This window comes from Haloechinothrix sp. LS1_15, from assembly GCF_033042135.1.
Taxonomy (GTDB): Bacteria; Actinomycetota; Actinomycetes; order Mycobacteriales; family Pseudonocardiaceae; genus Haloechinothrix.
The window spans coordinates 295556-310162 of sequence record NZ_WBXM01000001.1 but is presented as its reverse complement, the minus strand read 5'-3'; the positions used below and the strand labels follow the sequence as shown (position 1 = coordinate 310162).

Genomic DNA, 14607 nt, shown 5'->3' with positions numbered 1-14607 from the left:
AAGGGAGATGGGCCGTGGAGAAGACGCTGACCATCAACGGGGCCTTCGCGGAATGGACGGTCACGGTAACCGTCGCGCCACCCGAGGACCCGATCGACGCGCCGATCACCGACTGGCCACCCGCGATGGACCGGGTGACGCGGTACTTCTACGACATGGTCAACTACACCGAGAGCGTGCGTGACGCCGAGCTGGCCCGGGGCGACGGGCGGTGATCACCAGCCGCCGTCAGCGCAGCGCCGAGAAAGTCGCGGTCCAGCAGGCGGAGTACCGGTAACCGCGCGTGCACCGGTTCACTCCCCCTCCACGGCGACATGGTCCGCCTCCGACAGCAGACCCAGGTGCAGGGCACGCAGCACCGCGCGGGTGCGGTCCCGCACGCCGAGCTTCTGCAGCAGGTTGGACACGTGGTTCTTCACGGTGCCCTCGGCCAGGTGCAGCGCGGCGGCGATCTCCCGGTTGGCGTATCCGGCCGCGAGCAGCCGGAGGATCTCCCGCTCGCGCCCGGTCAGCGCCTCCGGTGCGGGATGCTCGGCGAACTCCTCCTGGGCGGGCAGGTCTGTCACCGACCGGGCGAGCCGCTCGGTCATCGTCGGTTCGACAAGCGTGCCACCGGTGGCCAGCGTCCGGATCGCCCCGACGAGCTGCTCGAGCGTGACGTCCTTGAGCAGGTATCCCCGCGCGCCGCCGCGCAACGCTCGCAACACCAGCTCATCGTCGTCGAACGTGGTCAACACCAGCGTGGGCACCGCGATCCCGCGCTCGCGCAACTCCGCCAGCGTGGTAATCCCGTCGCGGCCCGGCATCCGCAGGTCCAACAGCACCACATCGGGCTGCTCCCGCGCGATCACCTCCAACGCCTCGTCCCCGTCGCCCGCCTCGGCCGCCACAGCCACGTCGGGCGCGAGCTCCAGCAAGCTGCGGATGCCCTGCCGCACCAGGGTCTGATCGTCCACAACGCACACACGGATCATGGCACGGGCACCTCCGCGTTCACCCGGAAACCGGCGCGGGACTCGAACGTGACCGCGCCACCCAGCTGCTCCACCCTCTCGCGCAGGCCGGTGAGCCCGTTGCCGAGCCGCAGCAGTGGCGTGCCACGACCGTCGTCGCGCGCCGTGAGGGCGACCTTCCCTGACTCGCCGGACCCCACCGTGATCCACAAGTTGTCCGCATCGGAATGCCGGATCGTGTTCGTGATGACCTCCTGCGCGCACCGGATCAGTGCCGATGACTGTTCCGCGGACAGCTCCAGCGAGTCGTCCACGTCGAGATGCACCCTCGGGTGGGGAAGGTCGGCGACCATCTCCCGCAAGGCGTCCCGCAACCGGGGCGAATGCGCGCGCAGCTCGCCGACCGCGGCGCGGACCTCGGCGAGCAGGTCCTTGGCCAGTCCTCTGGCCCGCTCGACGTGCTCGCTCGCTGGTGGCTGACTGCGGTGTGCGGCCACCTCCAGCTCCAGGTTCAACGCGGTGAGCTGGTGGCCGAGGGCGTCGTGCAGGTCGCGGGCGATGCGCGTCCGCTCGCTCGCCCGGCTGGACTCGGCCAGCAGCGCGGTCGCCGCGCGCAGTTCGGTGTTGACGACGCTGAGCCGCTCGCGCGCCTCCGATTCCCGCAGCTGGAGCCACACCGCCCACACCGTGCAGGACTGCAACGCCGCGTAGATGAACGCGCTGACGATCACCTCCATCGCCGGGGCGCCGATCAGGTACACGACCAGCGCGACCAGCGCGGTGTTGGCCAGCAACAGCGCGATGACCGCCCGCCGCGACAGCAGGTATGCCGCGACCGCGGTGGTGAAGACCAGCAGGATCTGGGTCCAGACCGAACGGGGCGCGAGCAGCACCACCCCCGCACCGCACACGACCACCACGGCCAGTCCCAGCCGTGCGGTCCCCGGGCGCTGCTCCATGGTCAGGATGATCGACGCGTACCCGGCGAGGTAGCCGAGGTAGCAGGCCCACCACAACCACACCGGACCCGCGACGAGGTCACCAGCGGTCAGCAGCATCGGGGTGCCGATCAACACCCACACCGCCAGCATGCTGCCGAGCGCCCAGTACTCGCCTCGCCTATCGCTCATGCCAGCAGGTTACGCGCCGTCGCCTGCCCGGGCCCCGTGCCAGAAGTCATGGGTCAAGGTCATGACCATCGGCACAGGACTGGGGCCTTGTCCAGCCGTACCGTCGTCAGCGCAGGAGGGGAGCTCGCGCGTGTCGGCTCGCACCGGACCGACCAGCGCCCGACGAAAGGACGATCATGCCAGTCATCGAGGTCGAGGGGCTCCGTAAGCGCTACGGCGACACCGTGGCCGTCGACGGGGTGAGTTTCGCTGTACAGGACGGCGAGATCTTCGGGATGCTCGGCCCCAACGGGGCCGGAAAGACCACCACTGTGGAATGCATCGAGGGAGTGCGTCGCCCGGACGAGGGGCGGATCCGGGTGCTGGATCTCGATCCGTCCCGTGACCGCGCCCGGCTTCGCCAGCTGGTGGGCGTCCAGTTGCAGCGCGGCATGTTGCCGGATGACCTGCGGGTCGGTGAGGCGGTCACGTTGTACCGCTCGTTCTACTCCGACGGCGCCGACCCCGAGCGGCTGCTGCGCGAACTGGGACTCGACGGCAAGCGCGACACCCGGTTCAAGGACCTCTCCGGTGGGCAGATGCAACGGTTGTCCATCGCGTTGGCCCTGGTGGGCAATCCGCGGGTCGCGGTACTGGACGAACTCACCACTGGCCTCGACCCGCAGGCTCGCCGCGAGGTGTGGCAGGTGATCGAGCAGATCCGCGAGATAGGGGTGACCGTGCTGCTGGTGTCGCACTTCATGGACGAGGTCGAGCGGCTGTGCGATCGGGTCGCCATCCTCGACAGGGGCCGGGTCGTCGCGCTCGACACGCCGGGCGGACTGATCGCCAAGGCGGGCACGCCCACGCGCGTCCGGTTCCGCACCCCGGACGACGTCGACCTGAGCATCCTCACCGCGCTCGATGAGGTCTCCGAGGTCACCACCGATCGCGGGGAAGTCGTGGTCAGCGGCGAGGGGGAGTTGCTGCACGCGGTCAGTAGCACGCTTGCCCGGCACGGCGTGACGGCCACCGAGACCCGCATGGAGCAGGCCAGCCTCGACGACGCGTTCCTCGCGCTCACCGGCCGCGCCTTCGACACCGAGGACACCGAGACCGACCAGGAGGAACGTCGATGAACGAGACGACAACAACGCGCGCGACCCACCGGCCGGGCATCAACGCGTGGGCACGGATGACGTGGACCGAGGGCAAGCTCGTCGCGAGAGACACGGCCGGTCTGATCATCCCACTCGGGCTGCCGCTGCTGATCATGATCATGCACGGTCTCGGTTCGGACGGGGCCGGTGTCGAGGAGTTCGGTGGGCTTCCCCCGATGGACGCCTACGTCGTCCCGCTGGTGCTCGTGATGGTCACCGCGATCGTCGGCATGGTGAACATGCCCTCGTTCCTGGCGACCTACCGCAAGACCGGCGTGCTGCGCCGCCTCTCGGTCACCCCGGCGCACCCGATCATGGTGCTCGTCGCGCAGGTGCTCGTCAGCCTCGCGCAAACGCTGGTCGGCGTCGCCCTCGCGGTGGTGGTCGCCGGGTTCGCATTCGATGTCTCGGCACCGAACCACCTGGCAGGCGCGATCGGGGTGTTCTTCCTGGTGTGCGCGGCGATGTACGCGGTGGGCATGCTGGTGGCCGCGATCTCGCCGACGACCAACGCCGCGCTGGCGATCGGGCTGGTGCTGTTCTTCGGCAACCTCGCGCTTGGCGGTGGATTCGGGCCAAGAGAGAACCTGCCGGACGGGCTGGCCACGATCGGGGAGTACCTGCCCTTCGGGGCCGGGGTGGATGCGCTGAGCGCGACCTGGATCGGTGAGGCGCCCGACGCCTTGCACCTCGGCGTGCTCGCCGGGATCACGGTGCTCGCCGGGGCAGCCGCGACCAGGTTCTTCCGGTGGCAGTAGGCAGCGCGATCACCAGGCGGCGTCGAGCTGGGCGTGTTGACGGATCCAGGTGTGCATGACGATGCCCGCCGCCACTCCGGCGTTGATGGAGCGGGTGGACCCAAACTGCGCGATGGACACCAACATCGCCGCCTGCCTGGCCTCGTCGGTCAGTCCGGGGCCTTCCTGGCCGAACAGCAACAGGCACTCGCGGGGCAGCTCGACAGTCTCGATGCGGTGCGCGCCGGGAGTGTTGTCCACCGCCACGATCACCAGGCCGCGCTCGTCGGCGAAGGCACGGAGCGAGGCGACGTCCGGGTGGTGATGCAGGTGCTGGTACCGGTCGGTGACCATCGCGCCGCGCCGGTTCCAGCGCCGCTTGCCGACGATGTGCACCGCGGCCGCGGCGAAGGAGTTCGCGGTGCGCACCACGGTGCCGATGTTGTGGTCGTGCTGGAAGTTCTCCATCGCCACGTGGAACGGGTGGCGAGTGCGGTCCAGGTCCGCCACGATCGCCTCGCGACGCCAGTAGCGGTAGGCGTCCACCACGTTGCGCCGGTCCCCATGCGCCAGCAGCTCGGGGTCGTAGCGTTCGTCCTCGGGCCAGGGACCTTCCCACGGGCCGACACCGACCGCGCCCGGCACCTCCCACTCGGTCGGTCCGGGCTCGCCACGTGCATCGTCCTGCTCAGCCACAGCACGTACCGTACTGGGCCGCGGCAGGCCGAGTTCAGTCCACCACACTCGGTACCCGGTCACGCTCCTGCAGGAGGGCCTTCCACCGGAGGTACGCGCCGACATAGGAGACCACCACGGCGACGATCGCGCCGATCGCGACCACCGGCAGCAGCGAATACGGGACGATCGTGCCGTAGATGTAGTGCTCGTTGAACCCGCCGGGCAGCGGACCGAGGCCTTGCGCCGCGCGGAACCGGTCCTCCACCCAGGTCAGCGGGCAGATCAGGTCGAACGCGATGACCGCGAAGCCCCACAGCGCGAACGGGATATGGGGGAAGATCGCCCACGGCCACCGCCAAGCCAGGAACCCGCCCAGCCCGATGTACAGCAACGCGAGGAAGTGCACCCCCGCGGTGATCGTCGCCAACGCCGAGTACACGCTCTGCATAATCGGCTCCCGAGTCGGCCCCCTCGGTAGCCTCCAGGATACCGAACAAAGCGGACACCATGCAGGTCAGGCAAGTCCCAGGTCGTCACGGCCGAGCAGGCTGCGGTACTCGATGCCGCGCTGCTGCACGGCCTCCCGGGCGCCGGTGTCGCGGTCCACCACGGTGGCCACGCCCACGACCGTGGCACCCGCCTCGGTGAGCGCGTCCACGGCCGTGAGCACACTCCCGCCGGTGGTGGAGGTGTCCTCCACGGCCAGCACCCGCTGGCCGGAAACCTCGATGCCTTCGATACGGCGTTGTAGGCCGTGCTGCTTCTCGGACTTGCGCACCACGAACGCGTCCAGCACGATCCCTTCGGCTGCCGCCGAGTGCATCATCGCGCAGGCCACCGGATCGGCGCCGAGCGTGAGCCCGCCTGCCGCGACGTACGACCAGTCGGCGGTAAGCTGCCGCATCAACCTGCCGATCAGCGGCGCGGCGGCGTGGTGCAACGTCGCGCGCCGCATGTCCACGTAGTAGCTCGCCTGTTGCCCCGAGGACAGCGTCACGGTGCCGTGCACCACCGCGAGCTCGTCGATCAACCGCGCCAGCTCGGCTTTCGCGGCACCATCCACAGCCGGGATCTCAGCAGCGTCGTCCACGGCCCGTAGCTTCTCAGGGGGTGCGGCCGAACGTGACATCGGGTGCCGTAGATGGAACGGACGTCACGTTGGGTCCGTGACATGACCCTGCTCGCGCTCGGCTTTCACCAGGATCAATCGACTGCAAAACCACCCTCGACGGCGGTCAGCTATATGATAAGGGCTGCTCCGATCAACATCACCAATACCAGCCCGGCGAGCAACGCGATTAGGATCAAGTAGCGCTCGCCGCCGGCCTTGTCTACCGCCATCTCGAATTCACTTCCGTAAATGAAGTAGTTCGAGCGCCACAGCCAGCTGCGAAGCGCCCCGAATGCTGCGATCAGAGTGCCCACAACAACAAGCAGCAAGACAGAGTATAGCCCTGCAACACCGGAGATCTCCGGCCGATCCGGACTACTCGGCGACGGACTCGCCAGTGCCGCAAACAAAATGACGAGAAGGAAGAAAAAGACAACTACCTGACTCAAAAAAATGCGCGACATTACCTTGGTCCAGCGTACATCTGCAATACTCAAGTACCCTGTGGATACACACGAACGCGCACCAAGAAACGTCGCGGATAGCGCATACATGAAAAATATGAGAACAATGGAAAATACGCTGGCCATGATTCTCATGGGATGGCTCGGAAGAGCGTTGACCGGCACCCAAACGACTAAAGGGCTGGTAGCAAGGACGAGAACGAGCGCTATGCAGCCAAAGGAAGTCGACCGGACTCGCACTTGTCGAACAAGCTCTGGTGGAACGGTAACATAGCGGCGAATATAAGGCCGATCTCGCAACACTAGAAAGGCTCCCAATTATCTATATCCGATAGATCAAACGATGAGGTAGCCCACTCATCGCCAAGTGCCTCAGCCTTCTGCACTATCGATTCTTGTGCTATGCTTTCCTTATCCATGAGCGCCTTGATCTCAGTTACAGCCACTCCGGCAGACGCAATCAAGGCAGATACACCACCTGCGGCCGCTGCAATTCCCGCCGGTATTGTGACGACGCCAGCGAGACCTGCAATAGCGCCGGTAATCGCAACAAGGGCCGATGCAACCGCGAACGCCACCGCTATCCAGAATGTTTCTATACCATTAGCCAGCGACCTCAAAGAGTCGCGAATCTCGATTGCTACTGACTGAATCTTCTCGAGTAGTTCGCTTTGACGGGGAACGTTGGCCTTATACGCTTCTGCAGCCCGGCCAGTCCATTCGATGTTGGTCCGCATGTGGTCAAGTTTTACATTGGCTGCTACATTCCCGACAGGATTCCCGATCGCATCTGACCACTCATCTGCAAATCTGTTCAGCTTGTCCGGATCCCCGGAGTTATCCAGAAATTCGTTAACCTTACTCCACAGCTCGTCAATTTTCTGGCGAAGTCTATCAAGGCCGTCCCGAATCGGCTCGATGAGGTGCTCGAACTGCCCTGGGACCCAACTTAGCGCATCGTTAGCCTTGTCAAAAAAATCTGCTACTCGTTCTTCGAGTTCGCGAAATTTGTCCTGAGTATCACCGATAACCTCAGATGTCATTCCCCATCCAGCACCTTACCGATAGAGTTAAGATTCGACGAAATTCCTTCCTCCTGCGGCGTAATCCGACGCTACCTGGCGAAGCGTTGACGCCAACTTGAAAAAGTAATCGTTCGCTTGGTTCAACATATCTTGAACTTGAACTCGTACTTGATTATACTTCTCGTCGAGTCCCGCGCTCATGCCGAATGGCATAATATCTTTCGGACCGCTAATCTCAAGTGGCCAGATCGAGTAGCTTGGTCCAGTTAGATCTTCAGCGACTTCCTCCCATTTTTTTGCATCGTGAACGAGCGCTTCGAATGCCGCTTCCACATCCGGGTCACCGTTTCCCGACATTTTCTACTACCCCCTGCTAAGATGACGGCCTGATACGCTGTATCAAAGATTCCGGGTCCGCTGTCAAGGCCAGCAACTCAGATATTGCCTTGCTCTTTGGCCCCTGGGCGAGACCGCCCAGGGAACATTCGGATTCCTGCTGCTGAATCGCGTCTAGGATCTCGCTCTGGATCTACGTGTGGCGTACTTGCGAGGCCCAAGCTAAATCGACCGATACGGCGGAAATCTGACCTTGCTTCGACGTAACGTTTACGTGTCCGCCTCCACTTTCTACAGTAAATTCCCGACTGATAACCCTAGTAACCTCATCAAGGTAGTTACCGAGATCAGTCGAAACCGCGTCAAGGAGTCGCATAGCGTCCTGCTTGGTGATCGGCGAATCGTTTTGACTCGTTTCCTTCAACCACGATGCTGGCGCTTGGGCGTGTACGTCCTGTACAGTCTCCTCCCCACTCATATCCGTTTGCTCAACTTGTTTGGCCAGCGCGTGCATGGTGGCCGCGTTCGCGGCCTCAAGAACGCTTGAATCGAGAGCGCGTGGTGCGATCGACGACCTCCACGCTGGCTCAAGGTGAACTAACACGACCTTGGCTTGATCGGTGACGGTTACCGTCACGATGCCGTGCGAATCTTGTCCGTGCAGCAGCTCATCGTCGTCCGACGAGTCGTCGACATGTGCCGACTCGTCTTCTTCGTCCCACTCGTCACCTTCGACGAATCCCCACCGTGGTCGCATGGGAACTAACCGTAGCAGACCTGCACGAGGGAGGCGGCTGATTCGTCCCACTCCATCCACTCAGGTGCGGGTGTGGCCGCCAGCGATCGTTCGCTCTGCGAAGCAGAGCACCGGCGGAGAAAGCATCCTGCCGCCATCGGCTACGTTCAGTCATGCTGCGGCTATATCTTCCCGGTATCGATCTCCGCGAACGCCGAGTTCAGCCCATAGCGCGACGGTCCAGGTAGGTCAACACGGCACGCACCCTGCGGTGTTCCTCGGCGTCGCCGGGCAGGTCGAGCTTGGCGAAGATGTTGCCGATGTGCTTTTCCACAGCGCCGTGCGAGACGACGAGGCTGCGCGCGATCGCGGTGTTGGACAGTCCCTGCGCCATGAGCCGCAACACCTCGGCCTCGCGCTCGCTGAGCCGGTCCAGCGGGCTACCGGCACGCCGGGCCATCAGCTGCGCGATCACCTGCTGGTCGATGGCCGTGCCACCACCGGCGACCCGGCGCATCGCATCGAGGAACTCGTCGACATCGGCCACACGCTCCTTGAGCAGGTAGCCGACCCCGCCCGCGCCGCCGGTGAACAGCTCGACCGCGTAGGTCTCCTCCACGTACTGGGACAACACGAGAACGGGGAGCCCCGGCACGATCTCGCGGGCGTGCAACGCCGCGCTGAGGCCCTCCGCCGTGTAGGTGGGCGGCATCCGGACATCGACCAACGCCAGGTCCGGCCGGTGGTCCCGAACCGCAGCCAGCAAGTCCGCGCCGTTGTCGACGGCCGCGACCGTGCTGATTCCTGCGTCGGCCAGCAAGCGTTCGAGGCCGGCCCGCACCAGCGCGGCGTCCTCCGCGATCACCACACGCATGGCAGCACCGCCCTGATCACAGTGGGACCGCCAGACGGGCTGTGCACGGTCACCGTGCCCTCGATGGCGGCCGCGCGATCGGCGAGTCCCGACAAGCCACTACCGCCCCGCAGCCTCGCCCCACCGACGCCGTCGTCGGTGACCTCGACGATCACCGTGTCACCCTCCCGCCGTGCGTGCACCCGCGCGCGGGTGGCTGCCGCATGCTTGGCGACATTGGTCAGCGCCTCCCCGACGAGGAAGTACGCGCAGGTCTCGACGGCACTCGGTGGGCGGGGCGTGACGACCTCCGGCTCGACGTCGACATCCACCGGCGCCGGGCAGCTCGCTGCGAGGGAGGACACCGCGGCGTCCAGCCCGCGATCGGCCAGCACAGCCGGATAGATCCCACGAGCGAGGTCGCGCAACTCGGTGACAGCGGTCTTGGCGTCAGCGTGCGCGTCGGCGACGAGCTCGCCCGCCGCTGCGGGATCACTGGTCATCTTCGATCTCGCCATCCCCAGGTTCATCGCCAGCGACACCAGCCGCTGCTGCGCCCCGTCATGCAGATCCCGCTCGATGCGCCGCCGCTCGTTCTCCGCCGCGTCCACCCCGCGCGCCCGTGAGGCCTGCAACCGCTCGGCCTGGGCGGCCAGCCGCCGCGACTCGTCCGGGCCGAGCAGACCCATGGCCATCCTGCCGTGCAGCCACGCCAGGCCCGGGGCCACCCAGATGCCGACCGGCACCAGCACGATGCCCACCAGCCCGACGACCAGACCGAGCACGCCCAGCGGGAACGCCAGGAGCAGGTAGCCGAGATCACGCCAGGTACTCGGGTCGGTGAGCCGCACCCGCCACCGCCGCACGTGTCCGCCTGACTCGGGACTGCGGACGGCGGGTGGCAGCGGCGCGCCGAGCATAGTGCGAATCCACTGGCGTTCCCGGTCGCCGAGGTAGCGCACGAGTGCCGTGATAACCATCAGGATCGGCACGCCGATCCAGACGACCGTGGTCGCGATACCGACCAGGGTGAGCACCACGACGGCGACGAACTGCCCGAGCCGGATCGGGAAGCTCGCGATCAGGAAGACGATCGCGCGGACGGGCCTCGGCCACGGCAGCTGCCCGTGATGCGGGGCGGTCACGCTGCCCTGCCGAGCATGCCGAGCGCGAACCTGGCGTGTGCTGCGCCGAGCGCCCTGGTCAGCGCGATCGCCAGGAGAAGGGCGAGCACACCCGCCGCCGCGAACGGCAACGCGGTGGCGACCGAGTCGACGGTGAACCACGCGTGATCCGGCTCGTAGGTCGGGAAGTGGTAAGCCCCGCTCGGCAGGAACCGGTAGTAGATCGGTAGTCCGAGCAGCGCCAAACTGGTCGACCAAGCCGTCACCATCAGCACGAACTCGACGATACCGGCGGGCAGCAGCACGAGCAGATACCCGAGGTCCTTCCAGGTGGCAGTGTCGCGCAGGCGTGCCTTCCAGCGCACCGACTGCCGGTCGTCCGGCAGCTCCCGGTACGGCTCGGGGATGTGGCTGCCCAGCATGGCGTGCGCCCGCGCCCGTTCGATCGTGGCCGCGCCGCGCCACAACAGCACGGTGAAGGCGCCAGTGGCCAGGCCGACCCAGATGATCGCGGTGCCCGCGCTCACCGCGATCAGGGTGACGAGCAGGCTGAACCAGAAGATCCCGAGCGGCAGGTTCATCAGCAGGTATCCCAGCGAGCCGAGCATGGGTGGGCGCTCGGTCCGGGCTGGCGCCGGTGATTCGGTCCGGGTCATGGAGCAAGTCTCGTTACCGGGCGGTGCGATGGCCATGCGGCTCACCGGCCTTCACCGGGTGGGGCTGTCCCTACCTCGCGCAGCGGCGCGCCCGCATCGTGCAAGTGCCGGAGGGCCTCTTGCCAGGACCGCAGCAGCCCCACCTCGTGGTAGGAGATCCCGAGACGCGCGCAATGGTCCCGTACCAGCGGACGCGCCGCGCGCAGGTTCGGTGTCGGCATGCTCGGGAACAGGTGGTGCTCGATCTGGTGGTTCAGCCCGCCAAGGGCCAGATCGGTCAACCGTCCGCCGCGGACATTGCGCGTTGTGCAGACCTGCTTGCGGAGGAAGTCACTGCTCTCAGGTTCCGGCATCCCCTTGTGGTTGGGCGCGAAGATGACTCCGAGATAGACGCCCCAGAGTGCCTTGTGTACCGCGACGAAAGCGATGGCCTGCGGTAGCGGCAAGACCGTACCCACAACCGCCAGGTAGCCAGCGAAGTGTGCCAGCAGCAGGCCCGCCTCCAGGCCGCGCCGTCGCATCCCGGGCTCCAGCACAGCCCGCACGCTGGCAACGTGCAGGTTCAGGCCTTCCAGCGTGAGCAGCGGGAGGAACAGGTACGCCTGCCACCGGCCGACGAACCGCGGGAGACCGCTGCTACGCGTCGCCTGCCTGCGGGACCACACCAGAACCGCCGGAGCGACGTCGGGATCGAGGTCCTCGTGGTTCGGGTTGGCGTGGTGACGGGTGTGCTTGCGCATCCACCAGCCGTACGACATGCCGAGCGTCAGGTTGCCGAACAGCAGGCCTGCGATCTCCGCCGATCGCCTGCTCGGGAAGACCTGCCGGTGCGCGATGTCGTGCGCGAGGAGGGCGACCTGCCCGCTCAGTGCCGCGAGTACGACCGCGATCAGCGGCCACCAGGTCTGTCCGAACAGGGCGAACACTGCCCATGCCGCGACGAGCGCGGTGGTTACGACGGCGATGCGCGCCGTGTAGTAACCGGGACGGTGCGCCAGGAGTCCCGCCTCGCGGATGCGCCGGGACAGCTCGGTGAAGTCACTCGATCCCATGCGCGGAGTCGCTTCCGGCGACGATGTGTGGCTCATACGTCGAGTCTCGGCACCGGCCGGCGTCACTGGAATCCAGCGCGCTCCCGCATCTCAGCGGGGGTTTGCCCTACCCTGTCCGGGACACAATCGTCTCGCCATTGGCTGGGACCCCGATGTCGGACCCGTCGGCGGATTCGAAACGGAAAGGAATTCCCGCCGCTCCTGCGCCCGGTCTGTCTTGGAGCTGGAAATGCACATGTGGCTCCGTGCTGTTCCCCGAGTTTCCGCACTCCGCGAGGAACTCGCCCCGCCGCACATACTGACCGAACTGCACGCCGGCAGAGTTTCGTCGAAGGTGAGCGACGACTGCGTAGACCGAGTTTCCGGCGTCGATGACAATATGATTACCCAATACGCGAGACCGCCCGAGCAGCGATCGCACGATATTTTCGATCATGAAGTACGCGAGCCCGGCGATCGAGTCACGCGAGCGGTGGTCCCGGTCCCAGCGATCCCGAGCCACAACCACACGGCCGCTGACAGGTGCGATGACGGCGGCTCCGAACGCGGGGTACTCGCGCGGCTTGCGGAAACTGACGATCCGGATCCTTCGGGAGGAACCTTGCTCGGGTTCATCCGCGATTCTCACGAGATCGATGGCGAACGTCTGGGCGTAGTCATGAACTCCGTGGCTGGGAATCTTCGTCCCCGGACTGTTGAGGGCGCGCCAGGTGCCCGCGACGGGCACACCGACAGGCACCGGCGCAGCTTCGCTGTCGCCGCGGGGTGCGATGAACAGCAGTACGACACATCCCGCGAACAACGGACCGGCGAGGTAGCCGGGTGGCCCGAACCCGGCGACCGCGGTCACCAGCGCTAGTCCGGTGATCCAGACTGCTGGAAGGCTGATCCGACTGGCGAATCTCGCCAATACGCGCAGGATCGACTCGCGGCGAGCAGGGGCGGTCAAGATCGGCCTCCCTGTCGAATGGATCGGATGCCGTCATGCGCACGGCTCGGGACGGAGCCGAACGGGACACCGGTGCCGTAGAGGGCGCCGAACGTCACGTTCAGCTCCCCAACCCGCCCCGTCAGGTGCGCGTTCGGCCGCCGGAGATCTTGCGTTCGGCGAAGCGGAGCACCGGTGGGGGCAGCATCCTGCCGACGCCGGTGACAAGTTTCCAGCGCTTGCCGGGTACCGAGATGCGCTTGCCCTTCGCCAGGTCGTCCAGGCACTCGCGCACCACGCGGTCTGCCTCCAGCCAGAGCCAGCCGGGGATGCGGGAGACGTCGTCGCCGGACCGCTGGTGGAACTCGGTCCGGGTGAAGCCAGGGCACAGGGCCAGGACCCGCACCCCGCTTTCGGCCAGCGAGGCGGCCATACCCTCGGAGAACGCGGTGACCCACGCCTTGGTGGCGCCGTAGGCGGGACCGGTTGACGGGAAGTATCCGGCGACGCTGGATACGTTGACCACGGCCCCGTGGCCACGCCGCACCATGCCGGGCACGGCTGCTCTGGTCAGCCGCAGCACGCTGGTGACGTTCACGTCGAGCTGCGCCTGCAGCTTCTCTGGGTCGACCTCGGCGAACGCCGAGTTCAGCCCGTAGCCCGCGTTGTTGATCAGCACGTCGACCGGGTCGTCCGCGAGCCGCTTCTCCACCCGCTCGCGGTGCTGCGGGTCCGACAGGTCCGCGGGCAGCACCTCGGTACTCACCCCGTGACGCCGCTGGAGCTCGTCGGCGGCCGCGTTCAGCCGGTCCTCGTCACGAGCGACGAGCACGAGATCGTACCCCTGGTCCGCGAGCTGCCTGGTGAACTCCGCGCCGATACCCGCAGTGGCGCCGGTGACCAATGCTGTAGCCATATCGAAAACGCCCCGTCCCGTTTAGATCTCGCCGTGCGGCCTCTCGTGCATGGTGTCCACGGGGCGCACGCCTTCCGGTGGGTTCTGCCAGATGTGCTTACCGTCCGGACCCTCGTCCTCGTCGGCCGGATCGATGATGTCTGCGATCTCACCGACATCGCGCAGCAGCCGTTCCAGCCGGGACGGCCCCGCGTTCGGTGAGACGGCGGCGAGCACCCAGTCGTGCTCGACCCACACCACGCTGACGTCGCCACCCAGCTCGTCGGCAGCGTCCACCAGGTCCTGCGTGACCGTTTCCCTGGCCTGCTCGACGTCGTCGGTGAACGCGTAGCGTTGCCCGGCAGGGCCGAGCAGCTCCGGCATCTCCGCACGCTGGAACGGCACGCTGGCCAGCCACAGCTCCAACAGCACCGGGTACGCCTTGCCGCACCGCACCGCCACCACGATCGCGGGAATCTGCCGATCGGTTTCGAGATCGAAGATGTACACCGAGCGCCTGCCCTCGCTGGTGAACGTGGTACCCGCGACCACGTTCACGGCGGCGTCGGCGCCGAAGTAGCCCATCGCGCCCTCGGTCCAGTGGCTGACCATCCGCGGGTCCTCCTCCGCGAACTGCCAGCCACGCAGGTCCGCCCAGCGCAACCGCTCCCGGTTGCGCTGGCCTTCGCGCGCGCGGTCGGTCGCCAGCAGCGCCAGGCCCGACACAAGGGCGACGAAGGCGATCACAAACCAGATCCACGCCGGTATACCCACGCGTACACCCTATCGC

Annotated in this window: 19 protein-coding genes; 3 read left to right on the top strand and 16 right to left on the bottom strand. The window is 66.4% G+C overall.

The features are described 5' to 3' along the window. The first annotated feature begins 14 nt into the window (after positions 1-14). On the top strand, positions 15-215 hold the full coding sequence (locus F8178_RS01450) for a hypothetical protein (RefSeq protein WP_317492739.1): 201 nt from the start codon (positions 15-17) through the stop codon (positions 213-215). Between the two features lie 78 nt (positions 216-293). On the opposite strand, the gene F8178_RS01445 is transcribed toward F8178_RS01450, so the two are convergent. Together F8178_RS01445 and F8178_RS01440 are read right to left on the bottom strand one after the other, a co-directional pair. Next, positions 294-974 carry a response regulator transcription factor gene (locus F8178_RS01445; RefSeq protein ID WP_317492738.1) on the bottom strand — a complete coding sequence of 227 codons (681 nt, stop codon included), beginning with the start codon at positions 972-974 and terminating at the stop codon, positions 294-296. Further along, complete coding sequence (locus F8178_RS01440; protein WP_317492737.1) at positions 971-2083, bottom strand: sensor histidine kinase; 1113 nt, start codon at positions 2081-2083, stop codon at positions 971-973. The genes F8178_RS01445 and F8178_RS01440 overlap by 4 nt, the downstream gene beginning before the upstream one ends. Before the next feature lie 176 nt (positions 2084-2259). Here F8178_RS01440 and F8178_RS01435 point away from each other — a divergent pair, with 176 nt between their 5' ends. Both F8178_RS01435 and F8178_RS01430 read left to right on the top strand, forming a co-directional pair. Continuing rightward, complete coding sequence (locus F8178_RS01435) at positions 2260-3201, top strand: ABC transporter ATP-binding protein (protein ID WP_317492736.1); 942 nt, start codon at positions 2260-2262, stop codon at positions 3199-3201. Next, positions 3198-3980, top strand: coding sequence for an ABC transporter permease (locus tag F8178_RS01430; RefSeq protein ID WP_317492735.1), 783 nt, complete (start codon positions 3198-3200; stop codon positions 3978-3980). The genes F8178_RS01435 and F8178_RS01430 overlap by 4 nt, the downstream gene beginning before the upstream one ends. A gap of 9 nt (positions 3981-3989) precedes the next feature. On the opposite strand, the gene F8178_RS01425 is transcribed toward F8178_RS01430, so the two are convergent. The 14 genes from F8178_RS01425 to F8178_RS01360 all read right to left on the bottom strand — a co-directional run bounded on the left by F8178_RS01425 (position 3990) and on the right by F8178_RS01360 (position 14591). Beyond that, positions 3990-4655, bottom strand: coding sequence for a TrmH family RNA methyltransferase (locus F8178_RS01425; protein WP_396344950.1), 666 nt, complete (start codon positions 4653-4655; stop codon positions 3990-3992). Between the two features lie 34 nt (positions 4656-4689). Continuing rightward, complete coding sequence (locus F8178_RS01420; RefSeq protein WP_396344949.1) at positions 4690-5085, bottom strand: DUF2784 domain-containing protein; 396 nt, start codon at positions 5083-5085, stop codon at positions 4690-4692. A 66-nt stretch (positions 5086-5151) separates the two neighbouring features. Next, positions 5152-5727 carry an orotate phosphoribosyltransferase gene (gene pyrE / locus F8178_RS01415; RefSeq protein ID WP_396344948.1) on the bottom strand — a complete coding sequence of 192 codons (576 nt, stop codon included), beginning with the start codon at positions 5725-5727 and terminating at the stop codon, positions 5152-5154. 149 nt (positions 5728-5876) lie between these two features. Further along, the gene (locus F8178_RS01410; protein WP_317492734.1) at positions 5877-6338 is read right to left on the bottom strand and encodes a hypothetical protein; all 462 of its coding nucleotides are present in this window, start codon (positions 6336-6338) and stop codon (positions 5877-5879) included. Positions 6339-6514: 176 nt separating this feature from the next. Then, positions 6515-7255 carry a hypothetical protein gene (locus F8178_RS01405; RefSeq protein ID WP_317492733.1) on the bottom strand — a complete coding sequence of 247 codons (741 nt, stop codon included), beginning with the start codon at positions 7253-7255 and terminating at the stop codon, positions 6515-6517. A 27-nt stretch (positions 7256-7282) separates the two neighbouring features. Continuing rightward, positions 7283-7570, bottom strand: coding sequence for a hypothetical protein (locus F8178_RS01400; RefSeq protein WP_317492732.1), 288 nt, complete (start codon positions 7568-7570; stop codon positions 7283-7285). Positions 7571-7766: 196 nt separating this feature from the next. Further along, entirely contained in the window at positions 7767-8330 is a 564-nt protein-coding gene (locus F8178_RS01395; protein ID WP_317492731.1) for a hypothetical protein, read from the bottom strand. Between the two features lie 199 nt (positions 8331-8529). Then, positions 8530-9183, bottom strand: coding sequence for a response regulator transcription factor (locus F8178_RS01390; protein WP_317492730.1), 654 nt, complete (start codon positions 9181-9183; stop codon positions 8530-8532). After that, positions 9171-10307, bottom strand: a complete 1137-nt coding sequence (locus tag F8178_RS01385; RefSeq protein ID WP_317492729.1) for a sensor histidine kinase — start codon at positions 10305-10307, stop codon at positions 9171-9173. The genes F8178_RS01390 and F8178_RS01385 overlap by 13 nt, the downstream gene beginning before the upstream one ends. Further along, the gene (locus tag F8178_RS01380) at positions 10304-10942 is read right to left on the bottom strand and encodes a sensor domain-containing protein (protein WP_317492728.1); all 639 of its coding nucleotides are present in this window, start codon (positions 10940-10942) and stop codon (positions 10304-10306) included. The genes F8178_RS01385 and F8178_RS01380 overlap by 4 nt, the downstream gene beginning before the upstream one ends. A gap of 41 nt (positions 10943-10983) precedes the next feature. After that, positions 10984-12030 (bottom strand): acyl-CoA desaturase, encoded by a 1047-nt coding sequence (locus tag F8178_RS01375; RefSeq protein ID WP_317492727.1) that lies wholly within the window; start codon positions 12028-12030, stop codon positions 10984-10986. A gap of 70 nt (positions 12031-12100) precedes the next feature. Further along, positions 12101-12943, bottom strand: a complete 843-nt coding sequence (locus F8178_RS01370) for a M23 family metallopeptidase (RefSeq protein WP_317492726.1) — start codon at positions 12941-12943, stop codon at positions 12101-12103. A 121-nt stretch (positions 12944-13064) separates the two neighbouring features. Next, entirely contained in the window at positions 13065-13838 is a 774-nt protein-coding gene (locus F8178_RS01365) for an SDR family oxidoreductase (protein ID WP_317492725.1), read from the bottom strand. A 21-nt stretch (positions 13839-13859) separates the two neighbouring features. Further along, complete coding sequence (locus F8178_RS01360) at positions 13860-14591, bottom strand: hypothetical protein (RefSeq protein ID WP_317492724.1); 732 nt, start codon at positions 14589-14591, stop codon at positions 13860-13862. Positions 14592-14607: the final 16 nt, after the last annotated feature.

Excerpts from the sequence above, each read along its gene's own strand:
- F8178_RS01395 (WP_317492731.1), bottom strand. The coding sequence starts at position 8,330 with ATGCGACCACGGTGGGGATTCGTCGAAGGTGACGAGTGGGACGAAGAA.
- F8178_RS01410 (WP_317492734.1), bottom strand. The coding sequence starts at position 6,338 with ATGGCCAGCGTATTTTCCATTGTTCTCATATTTTTCATGTATGCGCTA.
- F8178_RS01390 (WP_317492730.1), bottom strand. The coding sequence starts at position 9,183 with ATGCGTGTGGTGATCGCGGAGGACGCCGCGCTGGTGCGGGCCGGCCTC.
- F8178_RS01365 (WP_317492725.1), bottom strand. The coding sequence starts at position 13,838 with ATGGCTACAGCATTGGTCACCGGCGCCACTGCGGGTATCGGCGCGGAG.
- F8178_RS01440 (WP_317492737.1), bottom strand. The coding sequence starts at position 2,083 with ATGAGCGATAGGCGAGGCGAGTACTGGGCGCTCGGCAGCATGCTGGCG.
- F8178_RS01430 (WP_317492735.1), top strand. The coding sequence starts at position 3,198 with ATGAACGAGACGACAACAACGCGCGCGACCCACCGGCCGGGCATCAAC.
- F8178_RS01380 (WP_317492728.1), bottom strand. The coding sequence starts at position 10,942 with ATGACCCGGACCGAATCACCGGCGCCAGCCCGGACCGAGCGCCCACCC.
- F8178_RS01375 (WP_317492727.1), bottom strand. The coding sequence starts at position 12,030 with ATGAGCCACACATCGTCGCCGGAAGCGACTCCGCGCATGGGATCGAGT.
- F8178_RS01405 (WP_317492733.1), bottom strand. The coding sequence starts at position 7,255 with ATGACATCTGAGGTTATCGGTGATACTCAGGACAAATTTCGCGAACTC.
- F8178_RS01420 (WP_396344949.1), bottom strand. The coding sequence starts at position 5,085 with ATGCAGAGCGTGTACTCGGCGTTGGCGACGATCACCGCGGGGGTGCAC.
- F8178_RS01445 (WP_317492738.1), bottom strand. The coding sequence starts at position 974 with ATGATCCGTGTGTGCGTTGTGGACGATCAGACCCTGGTGCGGCAGGGC.
- F8178_RS01435 (WP_317492736.1), top strand. The coding sequence starts at position 2,260 with ATGCCAGTCATCGAGGTCGAGGGGCTCCGTAAGCGCTACGGCGACACC.